Source organism: Corynebacterium amycolatum, from assembly GCF_016889425.1.
In the GTDB taxonomy this organism is placed as follows: domain Bacteria; phylum Actinomycetota; class Actinomycetes; order Mycobacteriales; family Mycobacteriaceae; genus Corynebacterium; species Corynebacterium amycolatum.
Genome location: NZ_CP069513.1, coordinates 1,797,402 through 1,811,610, shown reverse-complemented (window position 1 = coordinate 1,811,610; position 14,209 = coordinate 1,797,402). Strand labels below are relative to the sequence as shown.

Sequence of the window (14,209 nt, the reverse complement as noted above, 5' to 3'; positions counted from 1 at the left end):
CACGCATAGTGCGGTAATAGGCAGTAATACTCAAAAGTTCATTTTTAAGGAGCAATATCATGGCTGGTAACACTCAGGTTTTCGGCGGCGGTTCCGGCGGAGGCGACGAGGAAGAGTTCGGCGAGGTCGCTGGCGGCGGTCAGGCACAGGAGCACGTTGCAGCTGCTGACGACCTGTTGGATGAAATTGATGGTCTGCTGGAGAACAACGCCGAGGAGTTCGTGCGTTCGTACGTCCAGAAGGGCGGCCAGTAAGAAGTGACTGACCAGCAGGTACCAGCACAGGCGTTGACCCGACGCATCACCGGCATTGAGACCGAGTTCGGCATCACTCTGACGTTGGATGGCTCGCGTCGCCTGGGGCCGGATGAGATTGCCCGCTACATGTTCCGACCGGTGATCGCCAAGTACGGGGCAACCAACATTTTCACCCCCAATGCTGGTCGTATGTACCTCGATGTCGGAAGCCACCCGGAGTACGCCACCGCTGAGTGCGATTCTGTCTCGCAGCTGGTCGCGTATGACCGCTCGGGCGAGGTCATCTTGAACGAGCTCGCCGAAAGGGCTGAAGCAGAGCTTGCTGACGAGGGCATCGGTGGCAAGGTCTACCTGCTGAAGAACAACGTTGATACCGTCGGTAACTCCTACGGTTGTCACGAAAACTACCTGGTTGGACGTGAACTGGGGCTGAAGTCCCTGTCCAAGCTGCTGCTACCTTTCTTGGTTACGCGACAGCTCATTTGCGGGGCGGGGAAGATTTTCCTGCCGTACCCAACCTCGCCGTATCACAACGATCCGATTCAGTACTGCTTCTCGCAGCGCGCGGATCATGTGTGGGAGGGTGTCTCCAGTGCAACGACGCGCTCCCGACCGATTATTAACACTCGCGATGAGCCACACGCGGACTCCAACCGATTCCGCCGCTTGCACGTCATCGTGGGCGACTCCAACATGAGTGAGACGACGACTGCACTCAAAATTGGCTCCACTCAGTTGGTCCTGGAGATGATTGAAGCTGGCGTGAAGTTGCCGGACTTCGAGGTCGCCAACGAGATCAAGTCCATCCGTGCGGTGAGCCGCGATATGACGGGGAAGGCCGAGATTCCACTGCGCAGTGGCGAAACTGCCACCGCGCTGCAGATTCAGCGCGAGTTCCTGGACGCTGCGGCGCAGTGGCTGAAGGTCCGCGAAGAAAACATGGTCAACGAAGACAAGGGCATTGCCGGTGCCGGCACGTCCAACGAGGAAATGGGCCGCATTGTCGAGCTGTGGGGTCGCGCACTGGATGCCGTGGAAACCGGTGACTGGTCTCTCATTGAGCACGACATTGACTGGGCCATTAAGTACTCGCTAATGAAGCGCTACTTGGACCGCGGTCTGACTCTGGAGGACCCCAAACTTCATCAGATCGACTTGGCCTACCACGACATCCGTCCCAGCCGCGGCATCTTCCGCGCGCTGGAAGCCCGTGGCATTGCCTCGCGGTGGATTACCGATGAGCAGGTCGCTGAGGCAGTCCGCACCGCACCGCCAACTACTCGTGCGAAGCTGCGCGGTGATTTCCTCGTTGCAGCTGAAGAATCCAGTTTCAAGACCGTCGTGGACTGGACACACCTGAAGATCTCCGGCGATGATCCCATCTCCACTATGCTCAGCGACCCCTTTGCCACGGAAAACGATGAGGTCAGCGAGATGATTGAGATTCTGACGGCTGCGAAGAAGACCTCGGATACGCTGCCGGAAAACTAGTTCCGTCCCAGGAAACAGCCCAGGAAAAGGAGCCCCACAGTCGTGCCTGTCCCACCGGTATCGGAAAACCCCGGAACCGCCGCGATTAGTGAGAACCAACGCCAGGTTCAGCTGCTGTTGGCGCTTGCCGACGACACCGGATGGGTCAGCGAGTCGTGGATCTCCAAACATGTCGAGGGTTACTCCCGTGTTTCCGAGGAATCTCGGGCTCGGTATTTACGTGCGGACACCGCAGCACTCCTGGCAGCTGGGGTCCCGGTGGAGGTTTCGTCGTCAAGCACTGGCGATAAGGTCAAGCGCCTGCGCCTGAACAGGCTGCGGTGGCCCCAGCACGACCCCGAGTTCACTGAAGCGGAGGCTTCGGTGGTGTTCCAGGCGGCGAATGCGGCGTTTGGTTCGGAGGAACTGAGTTCGACGGCTGTGGCGGCGTGGCGGAAGCTCGCGTCCTTTGCGCAGCGCAGTGCCATTGCGAAGCCGGATGAGTCGGTGGTGGTAGCCGATGCGGTGGATATGAGTAGGGCGGATTTCAGCACGCTACTGACCGCAATGACTTCGCCGCGGCGGACGGTAGAGATGTGGTACTCCCGCCAGTACGGCGTGGATGATGAACTGCGCACGCTGGAGCCGTGGGGTTTGATTAACCTGCGCGGACGCTTCTATGTGCTGGGTTTTGATCCGCAGCGTGAGGCGGCGCGTATGTTCCGGCTCAGCCGTATCCGCGATGTGTCGGATACGGGAACGTCGGCGACGCAGCCAATGCCCGATGGTGACTTGCAACAGATTGCGGAAACGATGTTGCACCGCGGTGGGAAGACGTATCAGGCGGTCGTTCGTATTACCCCGAATACCTGCGCTGATGTCGTAATGAAAGCAACAGCGCTGGGGGAGGGCCGCTACGAGCTGCCAGCGGCACCTGTGAGCGAGATTGTGTCCACAGGTTTGAGTTACGCACCGGATTTGATTGTGGAATCACCTGAAGAGGCACGGTCGGAAATTATTGCTCGGTTGGAGCAGGTACTCGCTCGCCATGGCGGATCGAATGGTACGAAGAACACTCTGGAGGGCAACCAATGACAGTGCATGCAGTCCGAGAGCTAGACGCGACTGTCAGCGTCGACGAGTTGCTGGCGGTCGTACCGTATTTTTCCCAGCACCGTTCAATGACAGAGGCCGCAACCGAGCTGGCCATCCCTTTTGCCCGAATTCGGGCAATCGTGGAGCAGATTGCCGATATTGACCAGCCGGGACTCCTCGGAGTGCGGGCTTTTGAAGTTGATTACCGCAACAGCTTTGACGTCCGTATTCGCCCTCATGCAACGGTGCTCAGCCAGCCGCGTGCACTCACAGCCGAAGAGACCGCGACCTTGCTCCTCATCCTGGAAACCATCGAGGACTCCGCAGCCGCCACCTCTTCCGAGGCCGCGCAGACGGCCGCGACAAAGCTCCGCAGTGCCCTGGGAACGAACGTTCCCATCATCGATTCGACCGCCGCAGAGGATGGCAAGGCCTTTGCCTTTGCAGAGCAGATTTACTCCGCGCTGCATCAGCGCAAAGTGCTGAAGGTGCGTTACCGGAATGCCTCAGGGCAGGTTTCAGTCCGTGAACTTGACTGTGTCAACGTTTATACAGTTGAGTCCACGACATACCTCCGCGCCGTCGACCGGGCGCAGGAAGACAGCCATCAGAAGAGTTTCCGTGTCGACCGCCTGGAGGCCGCCGAGGTCCTCGACATTCCCGCCGCTTTCCACCGCCCAGAGCCCGTCGATATCCGTGATCCGCACGCCTTTGGTGCGGAAACGGGGACGTCCGAATGGGCGAGTGTGCTTATCGACGCCGATGCTACGTGGATCGCAGACTATGAACCGGTCTTCTTCACCGAAGATGAGGGAGAAGAAGAGGATACCGAACCGGTCTCTGATCAAGGCCTAGGGCAGTCGGAATTTGCCGCTGACGTGCCCATGTCCGACCTGGCAGCAACAGTCTCCTTTGTGCTCCGCCGTTCACCGAGCGTAAAAGTCACTGAGCCCCTAAAATTGAAAAACGCCGTTGTTGCGCGAGCTTCCGAAGCTTTGGCAGAGTATGGTCGAAACGACAAAGCTTAAACTAGAGCTTCTATCGCGCACAATGTGGCAACTTGCCACTTGTATTTGTATTCATTTGAAAGGTCTCTAAGCGGATGCCGAACCTAGGTCCCTGGGAAATCATCATTATCCTGGTCGTTCTTGTTTTGCTCTTTGGCGCAAAGAAGTTGCCGGATGCCGCTCGTTCGCTCGGCCGCTCCATGCGTATCTTCAAGTCCGAAGTCAAGGAAATGCGCAACGATGACGAGCAGCAGGAGCAGACTGCAATCCAGCAGGCTCCGCAGGCCCAGCCACAGCAGCCGTACCAGCAGCCGGCGCCGCAGGCTCAGCCGCAGCAGCCGTACCAGCAGCCGGCGCCGCAGGCTCAGCCGCAGCAGCCGTACCAGCCGCAGCCTGGCCAGAACAACCCTGGCCAGCCGCAGCAGTAGTAGAAGGCCGGTTGAAGCGTGACTTCAGCTACATCCACATCACGTCCTCGGAAGCGCCAACGTAAGCGCAATCCCGAGGGCGTGATGACTATTGTCGAGCACATTCAAGAGCTCCGGCGTCGTCTCGTTCTCTCTCTTGCTGGTATCGCCGTTGGCACTGTTGTGGGCTTCATCTGGTACCAGACCGCCTTTACAATTGGCCAGTTCCGCATACCGTTTACCTCGACCGATGTCGGTCCGCTGCACTTTAAGTCCCTGGGTGAATTGCTCAAGGATCCGTACTGTCAGCTTCCACCCGAGATGCGTCTCGGCGGCGGCGAGGGTGCGGAGTGTCGTCTGCTGGCGACCAGTCCGTTCGAAATGTTCATGCTGCGACTAAAGGTCGGCGCGTTGGCCGGTCTGGTGATGTCGTCGCCATGGTGGCTCTACCAAATTTGGGCCTACATCACCCCTGGCTTGGTTCGGAAGGAACGCCGCACCACCCGCCGAGTTGTGACTGCCGCAGCACTGCTGTTTGTCATGGGTTCCGTCCTGGCTTACTTCGTTGTCGCCTTCGGTTTGGAGTTCTTGCTTCAGATCGGTGAAGAAACGCAGATTTCTGCACTCACCGGTTCGCAATACTTCGGTTTCGTCCTCGCACTAATTCTGGTTTTCGGAGTCAGCTTCGAAGTTCCACTCTTCGTGGTGATGTTGAACATGGCGGGCGTCATTACCTACGAGGGCATCAAGGACAAACGCAGCATTATCATCATGTCGCTGTTTGTCTTTGCGGCTTTTATGACCCCAGGTCAGGAACCAATATCTATGGTCGCAATGGCGACGGCGCTGACATTGCTGGTGGAAGTCGCAATCCAGATTTGTCGCCTCCATGACCGTCGTAAAGCGAATGAGCGTCCGGAGTGGCTAGATCTGGATGACGAACAAGGCTCCGGACCAATCACGGCCTCCGGTCCAATTGGCTCTACTGGCGGTATCGGCGACGTGGGCGGCATCGACGCCCCGACTTCAGTAAGCACGCCGACGTCAATTCAGCCGGGCGGCATGCCGACGGCATCAGCAGCTCCGACAACCTCCCCGATTTCTGGCCCGACGCCAGTTAACCCGCCGACGCCGACTCAGGCATCCCAGATGCGCCCGACTCGCAATTCGCGTCCACCGCGGCCACACGGAATGATTCCGGAGACCCCGATGCCAACGCAGGACTTGCGAAATCGTCCGACGAGTGACTTTGATGATGTTCTCTAGCGTGGTTTATGACACTCTAGAGGCATGACTCTTCTCGGCGGTTTCGTTAGCCAACAGGATTTCGATCTTGACGACTTTCAGCTCCGCGCCTGCCAATCAATTGAGGCAGGGCGGGGCGTTGTCGTCTGTGCACCCACCGGTGCGGGCAAAACTATTGTTGGCGAATTCGCTATTTATGCTGCGCTCGAGCGCGGCGGCAAGTGCTTTTACACCACCCCTATTAAGGCACTGAGCAACCAGAAGTACCACGACCTAGTCGAGGACTACGGCGAGGACCGCGTGGGCCTGCTCACTGGTGACACTTCGATTAACGGCGACGCAGACATCGTGGTGATGACCACCGAGGTGCTGCGTAACATGATCTACGCGAACTCGCCGACGCTGAAGAAACTCACGCATGTGGTGATGGACGAGATTCACTACCTCGCTGACCGGGAGCGCGGCGCTGTGTGGGAAGAGGTTATTTTGAACCTCGACCAGTCCGTGGCTGTCATCGGTTTGTCCGCGACGGTATCCAACTCCGAGGAATTCGGGCGCTGGCTGTCCACGGTGCGCGGGCACACGGACGTTATTGTCACGGATTTGCGTCCGGTTCCACTGCATCAGCACATGCTAGTGGGCAACCGACTCTATCCTCTTTTCGAGGCGAAGTCGGACAAGGTCAATCAGGACCTGCTGGAGGCGTGCCGTCGCGCCGAGTTCGGCTACGGGGACGCTGGGGCCAGGGAGCGCTACCAGTACAAAAAACACAAGGGCGGTGGGCGCTCATACAGCTGGGGCGATAGGGGGCAGCGCAAGTTCCGCCCACCGAAGCGCGGCGATGTTATCCGCATGCTCGGCTCCATGAACATGCTGCCCGCGATTGTTTTCATATTCTCCCGCGCGGGCTGCGAAGGCGCGTTGGCGCAGGTCGGCGCTACTCGCGCAGAACTCACTGACCGAGATGAGCAGGAGCGCATCGCCAAGATTATCGATGACGGTGTCGCGCACATTCCGAAGGAAGACCTGCAGGTTCTCGGCTTCCTGCGCTGGCGCCGCATTCTCATTCGAGGTTTTGCGGCGCACCACGCGGGCATGCTGCCTGCGTTTCGGCACATTGTGGAAGAGCTCTTTAACGAAGGCCTGGTCAAGGTCGTCTTCGCCACCGAGACGCTCGCACTGGGCATCAACATGCCTGCCCGCACGGTTGTGCTGGAGAAGCTGGTCAAGTTCAACGGCGAGGCACACGTAGATCTCACGCCCGGTCAGTACACGCAGATGACGGGTCGCGCTGGCCGCCGCGGTATCGACACCGTCGGCAATGCCGTGGTGCAGTGGGCCCCGGCAATGGACCCGAAGGCCGTCGCAGGACTGGCATCCACGCGCACGTACCCGCTGATCTCCACCTTCGCACCGAGCTACAACATGAGCGTCAACCTCCTACAGACACTCGGTTACGAGGGGTCGAAGCGTGTCATGGAGCGCTCATTCGCACAGTTCCAGGCGGATGGCGACATCGTCGGAGTCGCCGCCGAACTGTCCAAGGCCAAGCAAGAAGCCGCGGCCCTGCGTGCGGAATTGCTCGGCAGGGGAGCCGATGCGCACGCCGAAGGGTCGGAAGCTGATGGGTCGTCGTCAAGAGGAGAGGGCAGTTCGCGTGACGACGAGCGCCTGACCCAGATGCTCGAATACCTGGATCTGCGCGCGAAGCTGACCCAGGAGGAGAAGAACGCCAAGCGCCGCAATATTGAAGACCGCCACACGGAAACGGTGACCGCGCTGCGAAGGCTCCGTAGGGGCGAGGTTATTCCGCTGCCGAAGGGTAAGAAGGTGCAGTTGGCGGTGGTGTACCGGGAGGATCATTCGAAGTCGAATCCTCGTCCCGGTGTCATCAGTGTCGGCGGATTTGTGGGACGTGTGGAACCGCATATCTTCCCAGCGGCGCCGCAGACAGTCGGCTCGATTAAGCTGCCGCGGGATGCGGATCGGCATCCGCGACGTGCGCTCGGTATTGTGCGTGCAGAGATTGGCCGCAAGGGGCTGAAGGGACCAAAGAGGCTGAAGCGCCGCAGCGGTGGCAACTCGCCAGCGGTGAGGAAGCTGCGGCAGGAGCTGCGTGAGCATCCACTACATGGAGATCCTGCGGTGGAGACGATGGCTCGTCACGCCGATACGCTGCGGCAGGCCGAGGCGCATGTTGCCAAGCTGCAAAAGCGCGTCGATTCCGCTTCCGATACGTTGGCACGCACATTCGACCGCATGCTGCAGTTGCTAACACAGATGGACTACGTGGAATGGCCAGAGGGCGCGGAGCCGACGATTACGGAGGAAGGCCTGCGGCTGGCGCAGATTCACAATGGGTCGGATCTGCTGGTGGCCACGTGCCTGCGCCGCGGTATCTGGGACGACTTGGACCCGGCAGAGCTGGCCGGTGCCGTGTCGAGTTTGGTCTTTGAAAACCGCAAGGCCAGCCAGGGCAGCGATGAGGTTCCGACCGAGCCGTTGGCCAAGGCGCTGGGGAACACCTACCGCATCTGGGAGGAGCTGTCGGAGGATGAGCGCCGCTACCGTCTGCCGGTGACGAACTTGCCGGACATGGCCTTTGCCACTGCAATTCATCAGTGGACTGCGGGCGCACCGCTGGGGTACTGCCTGCAGGCAGCGGCCGAAAGTGGCGCGGAGCTGACTCCGGGTGACTTTGTCCGCTGGTGCCGTCAGGTCATTGATCTATTGCAGCAGATTAAGAAGACCGGCTACTCCACAGACATTCGCGATAAGTCTGCCGAGGCTATTCAGGCGATTCGCAGGGGAGTAGTGGCGCTGAATAATTAGTTATCTCGGACACATCTCTTCTCCTGAACACCTGGTTCCTGAGGTGAAGATGATAAATTACTAAAAGTAGAATAGTTATGACACTATTCTTATCTCGCAGTGACTAACGAAACTGCAGATTATATTTTTCATATCTGACTTCATTTCTCAGGAAGGCCCCGAATGCGCAAGCTTCATAAGACTCTATCCGCTGTAGGGATCGCGGCACTGAGCTTCGGCATTGCCCCAATCGCAAACGCTGCACCCGCTGGAAACGTTGTTACCTTCGGCGATTCGTATTTCGCCAATCCGACCGTTGAGGACTACTGGATTGCCAAGGCTCCAGAGCAGATTCCTGGGCTCCCAGAGGTTCAGCAGAAGAATGGTTGCGCGCATGACCCTGATGGAATTCCGGCCAAGATCGGTAAAAAGACTGGCCGCCAGCTAGATGACTACTCCTGCGCAGGAGCCGTCCTCTACACGCCGAACGCAAACAATCTCGATCGACAAATCGAGGGCGCTATTCGCGATGGAGCACTGACCCCGCAGACTGCATTCATTGCAATTCAGATTGGTTTCAACGACACCTACAACAACGCAGTCAATCTTCCTTCCGTGCGTGAGGGCTGGTGGAAGGATGCTTCCGATGCCGCAGTAAACAAAATTCGCGCACATGCGCCGAATGCCCGCATCGCATTTGTCAATTACCCAACCATTTCGCATCCCGGTGATTCCAAGCAGTGCCTCATCCATGTGAACGTTGCTGGACAAAACGTCGACGCCGGGGTTCCCGCATTCTGGATTGAGCAGGGTGAGATTGAAACCTCTAAGTACGCACAGCAGGCCGCTGACCGCCATAACGCCGAGTTTGTTGATGTCCGCTCGATGACCACGGATCGCCATGAGTGCGCACCGGATGATAAGCGAATCATCGCAGGCGCAGTCGACAACCGCACTCAGGACTACAACCTTCCGGTCCACCTCAATGGTGAAGGCAAAGAGATTATCGCCGACGCAATCGTCGCTCGCATCTAGTCCTTGCCTCCAAGCCCTGCGCCTTATGGCCCAGGGCTTTTATCTTCAACTCACTACTTTTAGGGAAAAATGACACCTCGCACTCAACGCGCAACTCATGTGTCGTCTTGGACCCAGGTTAAGCAGTTTGCTACTGCTCTCGGCCCTCTCAAGCGTGCTGGCATCCTCAGAAATGATGGTCCTAAAGCACTGAAGAATATGTCCCAATGGGGCATTTCCATGGCAGCTCTCGTCGAAAACGACTGCCTTAATTGGCCTGACCGACTTGCCATTGTGGATGATTTCGGCGAACTTACATACAGCGAGCTTCGGACTCAGGCTAGAACACTCACGGTACGCCTAATGGAAAAGGGGATTACCGAAGGATCCACCATCGCAATACTTGCGCGAAACTCTCGTGCCATCGTGCTGCCATTGTTGGCCTGCAGCTACCTCGGGGCCCGCCCGATGATTATGAATCCTGCCTCATCGTCAAAGCAGGTTAGCGCGATTATGTCTGACTATGGCGCGGATATTTTGGTCGTAGACGTCGAGTACAACCAAGACGCAGAATTTCCAATCAAATCACTCACTGTTGGTGGTGACCATGATGAGTTTCTTTCCCTCGTTTCCGGCCAAACCGATAGCTCCAAGCTTCCTCGAAAGCCGCGGCAGCAAGAAACGATCATCATGTCGTCTGGAACTTACGGAATCCCCAAAGGCGTTCGCCTCCCAGTTCCACGCACGCCAAAGGTGCTCGGCGGTATTGTAAAGGCAATCCCGTGGAAGAAGAACATGGTAGTTCAACTGACCGCTTCGGTCTTCCATGCGTGGGGTTGGCTCAACCTTCAGATTGGCTTGGCCACTGGCTCAACACTCATTTTGCGTCGAAATTTTGATGCAGATCAGGCTGCTGCGGACTGCCTTCAGTATGGAGTAACCGGAATTGTCTCAGCTGCGGTCTTCCTGAAGGATCTAGTCGCTGCCGCGGACCGAGCAGAAACAAAGATTGGCCCATTTGAGTTCATCGTTTCTTCGGGTAACGCCATGCCGCCATATTTGGTTCGTGAGCTCAATAAGCGATTTGGGCCTGTTGTGTGCAATTTCTATGGCTCCACTGAGCATGGCCAAATCGCCATTGCAACTGGCCCTGAATTCGCCGCTGACCCGCACACCACTGGGCATATTCCATCTGGCGTCGAGCTCCGCATTTTCCGTGAAGATGGCACTGAGGCCGATCCAGGAGAGCTAGGTAACGTCTACGCAGCAAACTCTATGACCATGGTCGGGTTACTGGCTGCACGTGACAAATATGATGTCATGAATGGGCTGCTCGGAACAGGGGATAAGGGCCTCATTGATCAAAACGGCATGCTTCAGCTAGCCGGTCGCGCAGACGACATGCTGATCAAGGGAGGCGAAAATGTCTACCCTCGTGAAGTTGAGGAATTCCTCGGAACCGTCGATGGAATCGACGATGTGTTTGTCCACGGTAGTCAGGATGACATCGTCGCGACTCTTCGAGCCTACGTTGTACGTGAAGACAGCGTTGCTGGTGCTAACCTTTCCGACGACATGATTCGCGAACACGTTCGCCAAAATCTCGCGGAGCACAATGTGCCTGACGAGATTGTGTGGATGAAATCGTTGCCTCGTAATGACGGTGGCAAGGTCGTCCCACGCCGTCTACCCGACACCAGCATCTAGTTCCGCGCCTCTGTCTTATTCAAGGCTGACGGGTACAGTTGGCAACTATGAGCAACGGTATCTTTAGCTTTGACATCTATCAGCAGCGCCTGGATCGCACCGCGGAACTACTCCGCACCCGCGATGCAGACGCTGCAGTCTTTGGAACCGGAGCTGACCTGCAGTATCTCATCGGTTCTGCGGTCGCTTCGCATGAGCGTCTCACCGCGCTGGTAGTCACCGCAGCCGGCACAACCACGCTGGTATTGCCCGCTGTGGAGCGGGGGGACCTGCCGCTGTGTGCAATCGGTGACCTCAACGCCGATGTGGTGTTGTGGGAGGACGGTCAGGATCCACACCGCATTGTCGCCGACCTAGTCGGCCACGTGGGCACTCTCGCAATTGGGGCGTCGTTGACCGCTGACCACCTGATTCCCATTCAGGATCTCACCGGAGCCAAGACTGTGTTGGCCGGAGAACTGCTGAAAGAACTGTTCATGCGCAAGGACGCCGCTGAGATTGATCAGCTGCGCGAGGCCGGCGCCGCCATTGACCGCGTTCACGCTCGCGTTCCGGGCATGCTGCGTGCAGGTCGCACCGAGCGCGAGGTCGCCGACGAGATTTCGGCAGCCATCCTGGAGGAAGGCCATGTCGCCATTGACTTCGTCATTGTCGGCTCGGCTGAAAATGGTGCTAATCCGCACCACGATTTCTCCAACCGCGTCATCGAGGACGGCGACGTGGTGGTCATCGATATCGGAGGCACCTTGCCGCTCGGCTACCACTCCGATTGCACGCGCACCTATGTCGTCGGCAAGCCGGGGGAGAAGGAAACCGCAGCGTGGGCGGCCCTGCGGAAGGCTCAGGAAGCTGCTGTAGCAGCGGTTCGCCCGGGTGTGACGGCTGCAGAGATTGATGCGATTGCGCGCAATAGCCTCACCGCTGCGGGCTACGGCGAGTACTTCATTCACCGCACTGGTCATGGCATTGGCCTGTCCACCCATGAAGAGCCGTTCATTATGGCTGGCAATGAGCTTGCACTTGAGCCGGGCATGGCGTTTTCGGTGGAGCCGGGCGTGTACCTGCCGGGCGAATTCGGTATGCGCCTGGAGGACATCATCATTGTCACCGAAGATGGCGGCGAATCGGTCAATAACGGTCCGCACGATTTGATTACCGTCTAATCGAAGTTTAGAGGAAAGGTTTTTCTAGCGCATGGGACACGTACTCGTTCTTGGTGCCACCAGCGAAATCGGCGGGGAAGTTGCCGCGCGGCTGGCCAATCACAACACCTTCACGCTCGCCGCGCGCCGCACTGAGGCACTCGACGGCATTGCCGGACGCCTCATCGACGCCGGTGCTGTCGCGGTGCATCGCATCCACTTTGATGCCGATGACATCGCCGCACACCGCCAGTTCGTTGAGCACGCCTGGCAGCACGGTCCCATCGACACGGTGATTGTCGCGTTCGGCATCCTCGGCAATCAGCAGAAGTGTGAAGAGTCCGGGGAGGCTGCGGCGGCGGTCATTCACACCGACTTCACGGCTCAGGCATCGATTCTCACAGAGATTGTCGCGCGCATGGAGTCCGACATCGCCGCCGGCAAACTGCCTGTGCGCGACAAGGTCGCGGGCCGCATCATGGCCTTTTCCTCTATCGCAGGCACCCGCGTGCGCCGCGCCAACTATGTCTACGGTTCGGCGAAGGCCGGCCTCGACGGTTTCCTCCAAGGCATGCAGGACCGCCTGCACGGCAGCCATATTCAGCTGACAATCGTCCGGCCGGGCTTCGTCATCGGCCGCATGACCGAAGGCATGAAGCCGGCGCCGATGTCTTCGCGCCCCGCCGAGGTCGCTGAGGCCGCCGTCACCGCCTTCGATGGCCGGAAGCCCCATGTCTGGGTGCCACGGAAACTGGCGTTGCTCGCCCGTGCCACGCATCTGACTCCTCGCTGGATTTGGCGGAAGATGCCCCGATGAGTCAGAAACTTCGCGTCGTCGGCATTGGCTGTGACGGTTACGAGGGTCTATCTGCCCGCGCGGTCGAGGCGCTGTCGTCGGCACGCCGCATCATTGGCTCTCCCCGTCAGCTCCATTTGCTTGCCGACGTCAACCTGGACGCCGAGCTCTCTCCTTGGCCCAGTGGCTTCTGGACGGACTGGCAGGTCACCCTGGCAGATATTGACCCTTTAGTCGACGTCATCCTCGCCAGTGGCGATCCCATGTTCCACGGCGTAGGCGTATCGCTTGTCCGCGAGCTCGGCCGCGGTGGCGTGGAGGTTATTCCAGTACCGTCGTCGGCCTCATTGGCCTGTGCCTACCTCGGCTGGCCTTTGCATGACACTCCGGTGATCTCTCTAGTAACAGGGGAGCCGGGGATACCTGGTGCTGCACGTGTTGTGCCGGTAGCAGATGCACTGCGGCCCTTCCTGGTGCTGTGCCGAAACGCGGACTCAGTGAAAGAGGTCGCTACGGTTTTGGCCGGCCGCCCAGACACCAAGCTCACCGCGCTGACCAATCTCGGCGGCACGGAAGCTACAGGGCTGCTGGAGTCCGTTGCCGAAGGCACGGTGGCGACCCCACCGGTTCCAGCTGGCAACCTCACGGTGCTGGCGGTGGAGCCGTCGGGAAGCGCGCGCGGCTGGCTGCGCGACGGTGACTTTGATTCGGACGGCCAGCTGACGAAGGCACCGATTCGCCAAATGACCGTCGCCGCGTTGGATCCTCGGCCGGGAGCTCTGTTGTGGGATGTCGGCGGTGGCACGGGGTCGATTGGCATTGAGTGGGCTCGGCACGGCGGGCGCGCAGAAATTTTTGAGCGCGATGCTGTTCGTGCAGAGCGAATTGCTAAGAATGTGGCGAACCTGTCGGGCAATGTGACTGTCCACCACGGCGCAGCGCCGGGAGCTTTGGCTGACTCGAATCTTCGCCCCGATGCCATTTTCATCGGCGGAGGCCTCACTGCTGACGGCATGCTTGAGGCCTGTTGGCAACGCCTTGCCCCGGGTGGCACCATCGTCGCGAACGCCGTGACGCTGGAATCGGAGGCTCTGCTGTGGCAGGCACGTCGCGACTATGGCGGGGATGTCACCCGGCTTTCTGTAGAGCGCGCAGGTGCAGTCGGCACTTTCACTGCGTGGCGGCCGGCGTTGCCGGTGGTGCAGTGGGTAGCGCTGAAGCCAGTAGAGCCTGCGCTACCATAGACGTAATTTCTCTG

At 58.8% G+C, this 14,209-nt stretch carries 12 protein-coding genes; all 12 read left to right on the top strand.

From position 1 onward, the window contains the following. Nucleotides 1-59: 59 nt before the first annotated feature. Nucleotides 60-254 carry a ubiquitin-like protein Pup gene (locus I6J19_RS07920; protein WP_005510795.1) on the top strand — a complete coding sequence of 65 codons (195 nt, stop codon included), beginning with the start codon at nucleotides 60-62 and terminating at the stop codon, nucleotides 252-254. A 3-nt stretch (nucleotides 255-257) separates the two neighbouring features. After that, nucleotides 258-1,748: a Pup--protein ligase gene (gene pafA, locus I6J19_RS07915; protein ID WP_038625469.1), complete on the top strand. Its 1,491-nt coding sequence runs from the start codon at nucleotides 258-260 to the stop codon at nucleotides 1,746-1,748. A 42-nt stretch (nucleotides 1,749-1,790) separates the two neighbouring features. Beyond that, nucleotides 1,791-2,822: a helix-turn-helix transcriptional regulator gene (locus I6J19_RS07910; protein WP_038625471.1), complete on the top strand. Its 1,032-nt coding sequence runs from the start codon at nucleotides 1,791-1,793 to the stop codon at nucleotides 2,820-2,822. Beyond that, complete coding sequence (locus I6J19_RS07905; protein WP_038625474.1) at nucleotides 2,819-3,850, top strand: helix-turn-helix transcriptional regulator; 1,032 nt, start codon at nucleotides 2,819-2,821, stop codon at nucleotides 3,848-3,850. Before I6J19_RS07910 ends, I6J19_RS07905 begins: the two co-directional genes overlap by 4 nt. Before the next feature lie 74 nt (nucleotides 3,851-3,924). Continuing rightward, nucleotides 3,925-4,257 (top strand): Sec-independent protein translocase subunit TatA, encoded by a 333-nt coding sequence (gene tatA, locus I6J19_RS07900; RefSeq protein ID WP_187402590.1) that lies wholly within the window; start codon nucleotides 3,925-3,927, stop codon nucleotides 4,255-4,257. A gap of 18 nt (nucleotides 4,258-4,275) precedes the next feature. After that, on the top strand, nucleotides 4,276-5,502 hold the full coding sequence (gene tatC, locus I6J19_RS07895) for a twin-arginine translocase subunit TatC (protein ID WP_235191256.1): 1,227 nt from the start codon (nucleotides 4,276-4,278) through the stop codon (nucleotides 5,500-5,502). A gap of 24 nt (nucleotides 5,503-5,526) precedes the next feature. After that, nucleotides 5,527-8,313, top strand: coding sequence for a DEAD/DEAH box helicase (locus tag I6J19_RS07890; protein WP_038625480.1), 2,787 nt, complete (start codon nucleotides 5,527-5,529; stop codon nucleotides 8,311-8,313). 162 nt (nucleotides 8,314-8,475) lie between these two features. Further along, the gene (locus I6J19_RS07885) at nucleotides 8,476-9,327 is read left to right on the top strand and encodes a GDSL-type esterase/lipase family protein (RefSeq protein ID WP_005510760.1); all 852 of its coding nucleotides are present in this window, start codon (nucleotides 8,476-8,478) and stop codon (nucleotides 9,325-9,327) included. 219 nt (nucleotides 9,328-9,546) lie between these two features. Next, nucleotides 9,547-11,013 carry an AMP-binding protein gene (locus I6J19_RS07880; protein WP_239122774.1) on the top strand — a complete coding sequence of 489 codons (1,467 nt, stop codon included), beginning with the start codon at nucleotides 9,547-9,549 and terminating at the stop codon, nucleotides 11,011-11,013. Nucleotides 11,014-11,060: 47 nt separating this feature from the next. Continuing rightward, on the top strand, nucleotides 11,061-12,176 hold the full coding sequence (locus tag I6J19_RS07875) for a M24 family metallopeptidase (protein WP_038625485.1): 1,116 nt from the start codon (nucleotides 11,061-11,063) through the stop codon (nucleotides 12,174-12,176). Between the two features lie 31 nt (nucleotides 12,177-12,207). Next, nucleotides 12,208-12,972, top strand: a complete 765-nt coding sequence (locus tag I6J19_RS07870) for an SDR family NAD(P)-dependent oxidoreductase (RefSeq protein WP_038625487.1) — start codon at nucleotides 12,208-12,210, stop codon at nucleotides 12,970-12,972. Next, a complete protein-coding gene (gene cbiT / locus I6J19_RS07865; RefSeq protein WP_038625489.1) occupies nucleotides 12,969-14,195 on the top strand; it encodes a precorrin-6Y C5,15-methyltransferase (decarboxylating) subunit CbiT in 1,227 nt (408 codons plus the stop codon). The genes I6J19_RS07870 and cbiT overlap by 4 nt, the downstream gene beginning before the upstream one ends. The last annotated feature ends 14 nt before the right edge of the window (nucleotides 14,196-14,209 follow it).

Excerpts from the sequence above, each read along its gene's own strand:
- I6J19_RS07890 (WP_038625480.1), top strand. The coding sequence starts at position 5,527 with ATGACTCTTCTCGGCGGTTTCGTTAGCCAACAGGATTTCGATCTTGAC.
- I6J19_RS07905 (WP_038625474.1), top strand. The coding sequence starts at position 2,819 with ATGACAGTGCATGCAGTCCGAGAGCTAGACGCGACTGTCAGCGTCGAC.
- I6J19_RS07885 (WP_005510760.1), top strand. The coding sequence starts at position 8,476 with ATGCGCAAGCTTCATAAGACTCTATCCGCTGTAGGGATCGCGGCACTG.
- I6J19_RS07875 (WP_038625485.1), top strand. The coding sequence starts at position 11,061 with ATGAGCAACGGTATCTTTAGCTTTGACATCTATCAGCAGCGCCTGGAT.
- I6J19_RS07920 (WP_005510795.1), top strand. The coding sequence starts at position 60 with ATGGCTGGTAACACTCAGGTTTTCGGCGGCGGTTCCGGCGGAGGCGAC.
- cbiT (WP_038625489.1), top strand. The coding sequence starts at position 12,969 with ATGAGTCAGAAACTTCGCGTCGTCGGCATTGGCTGTGACGGTTACGAG.
- I6J19_RS07870 (WP_038625487.1), top strand. The coding sequence starts at position 12,208 with ATGGGACACGTACTCGTTCTTGGTGCCACCAGCGAAATCGGCGGGGAA.
- I6J19_RS07880 (WP_239122774.1), top strand. The coding sequence starts at position 9,547 with ATGGCAGCTCTCGTCGAAAACGACTGCCTTAATTGGCCTGACCGACTT.
- tatA (WP_187402590.1), top strand. The coding sequence starts at position 3,925 with ATGCCGAACCTAGGTCCCTGGGAAATCATCATTATCCTGGTCGTTCTT.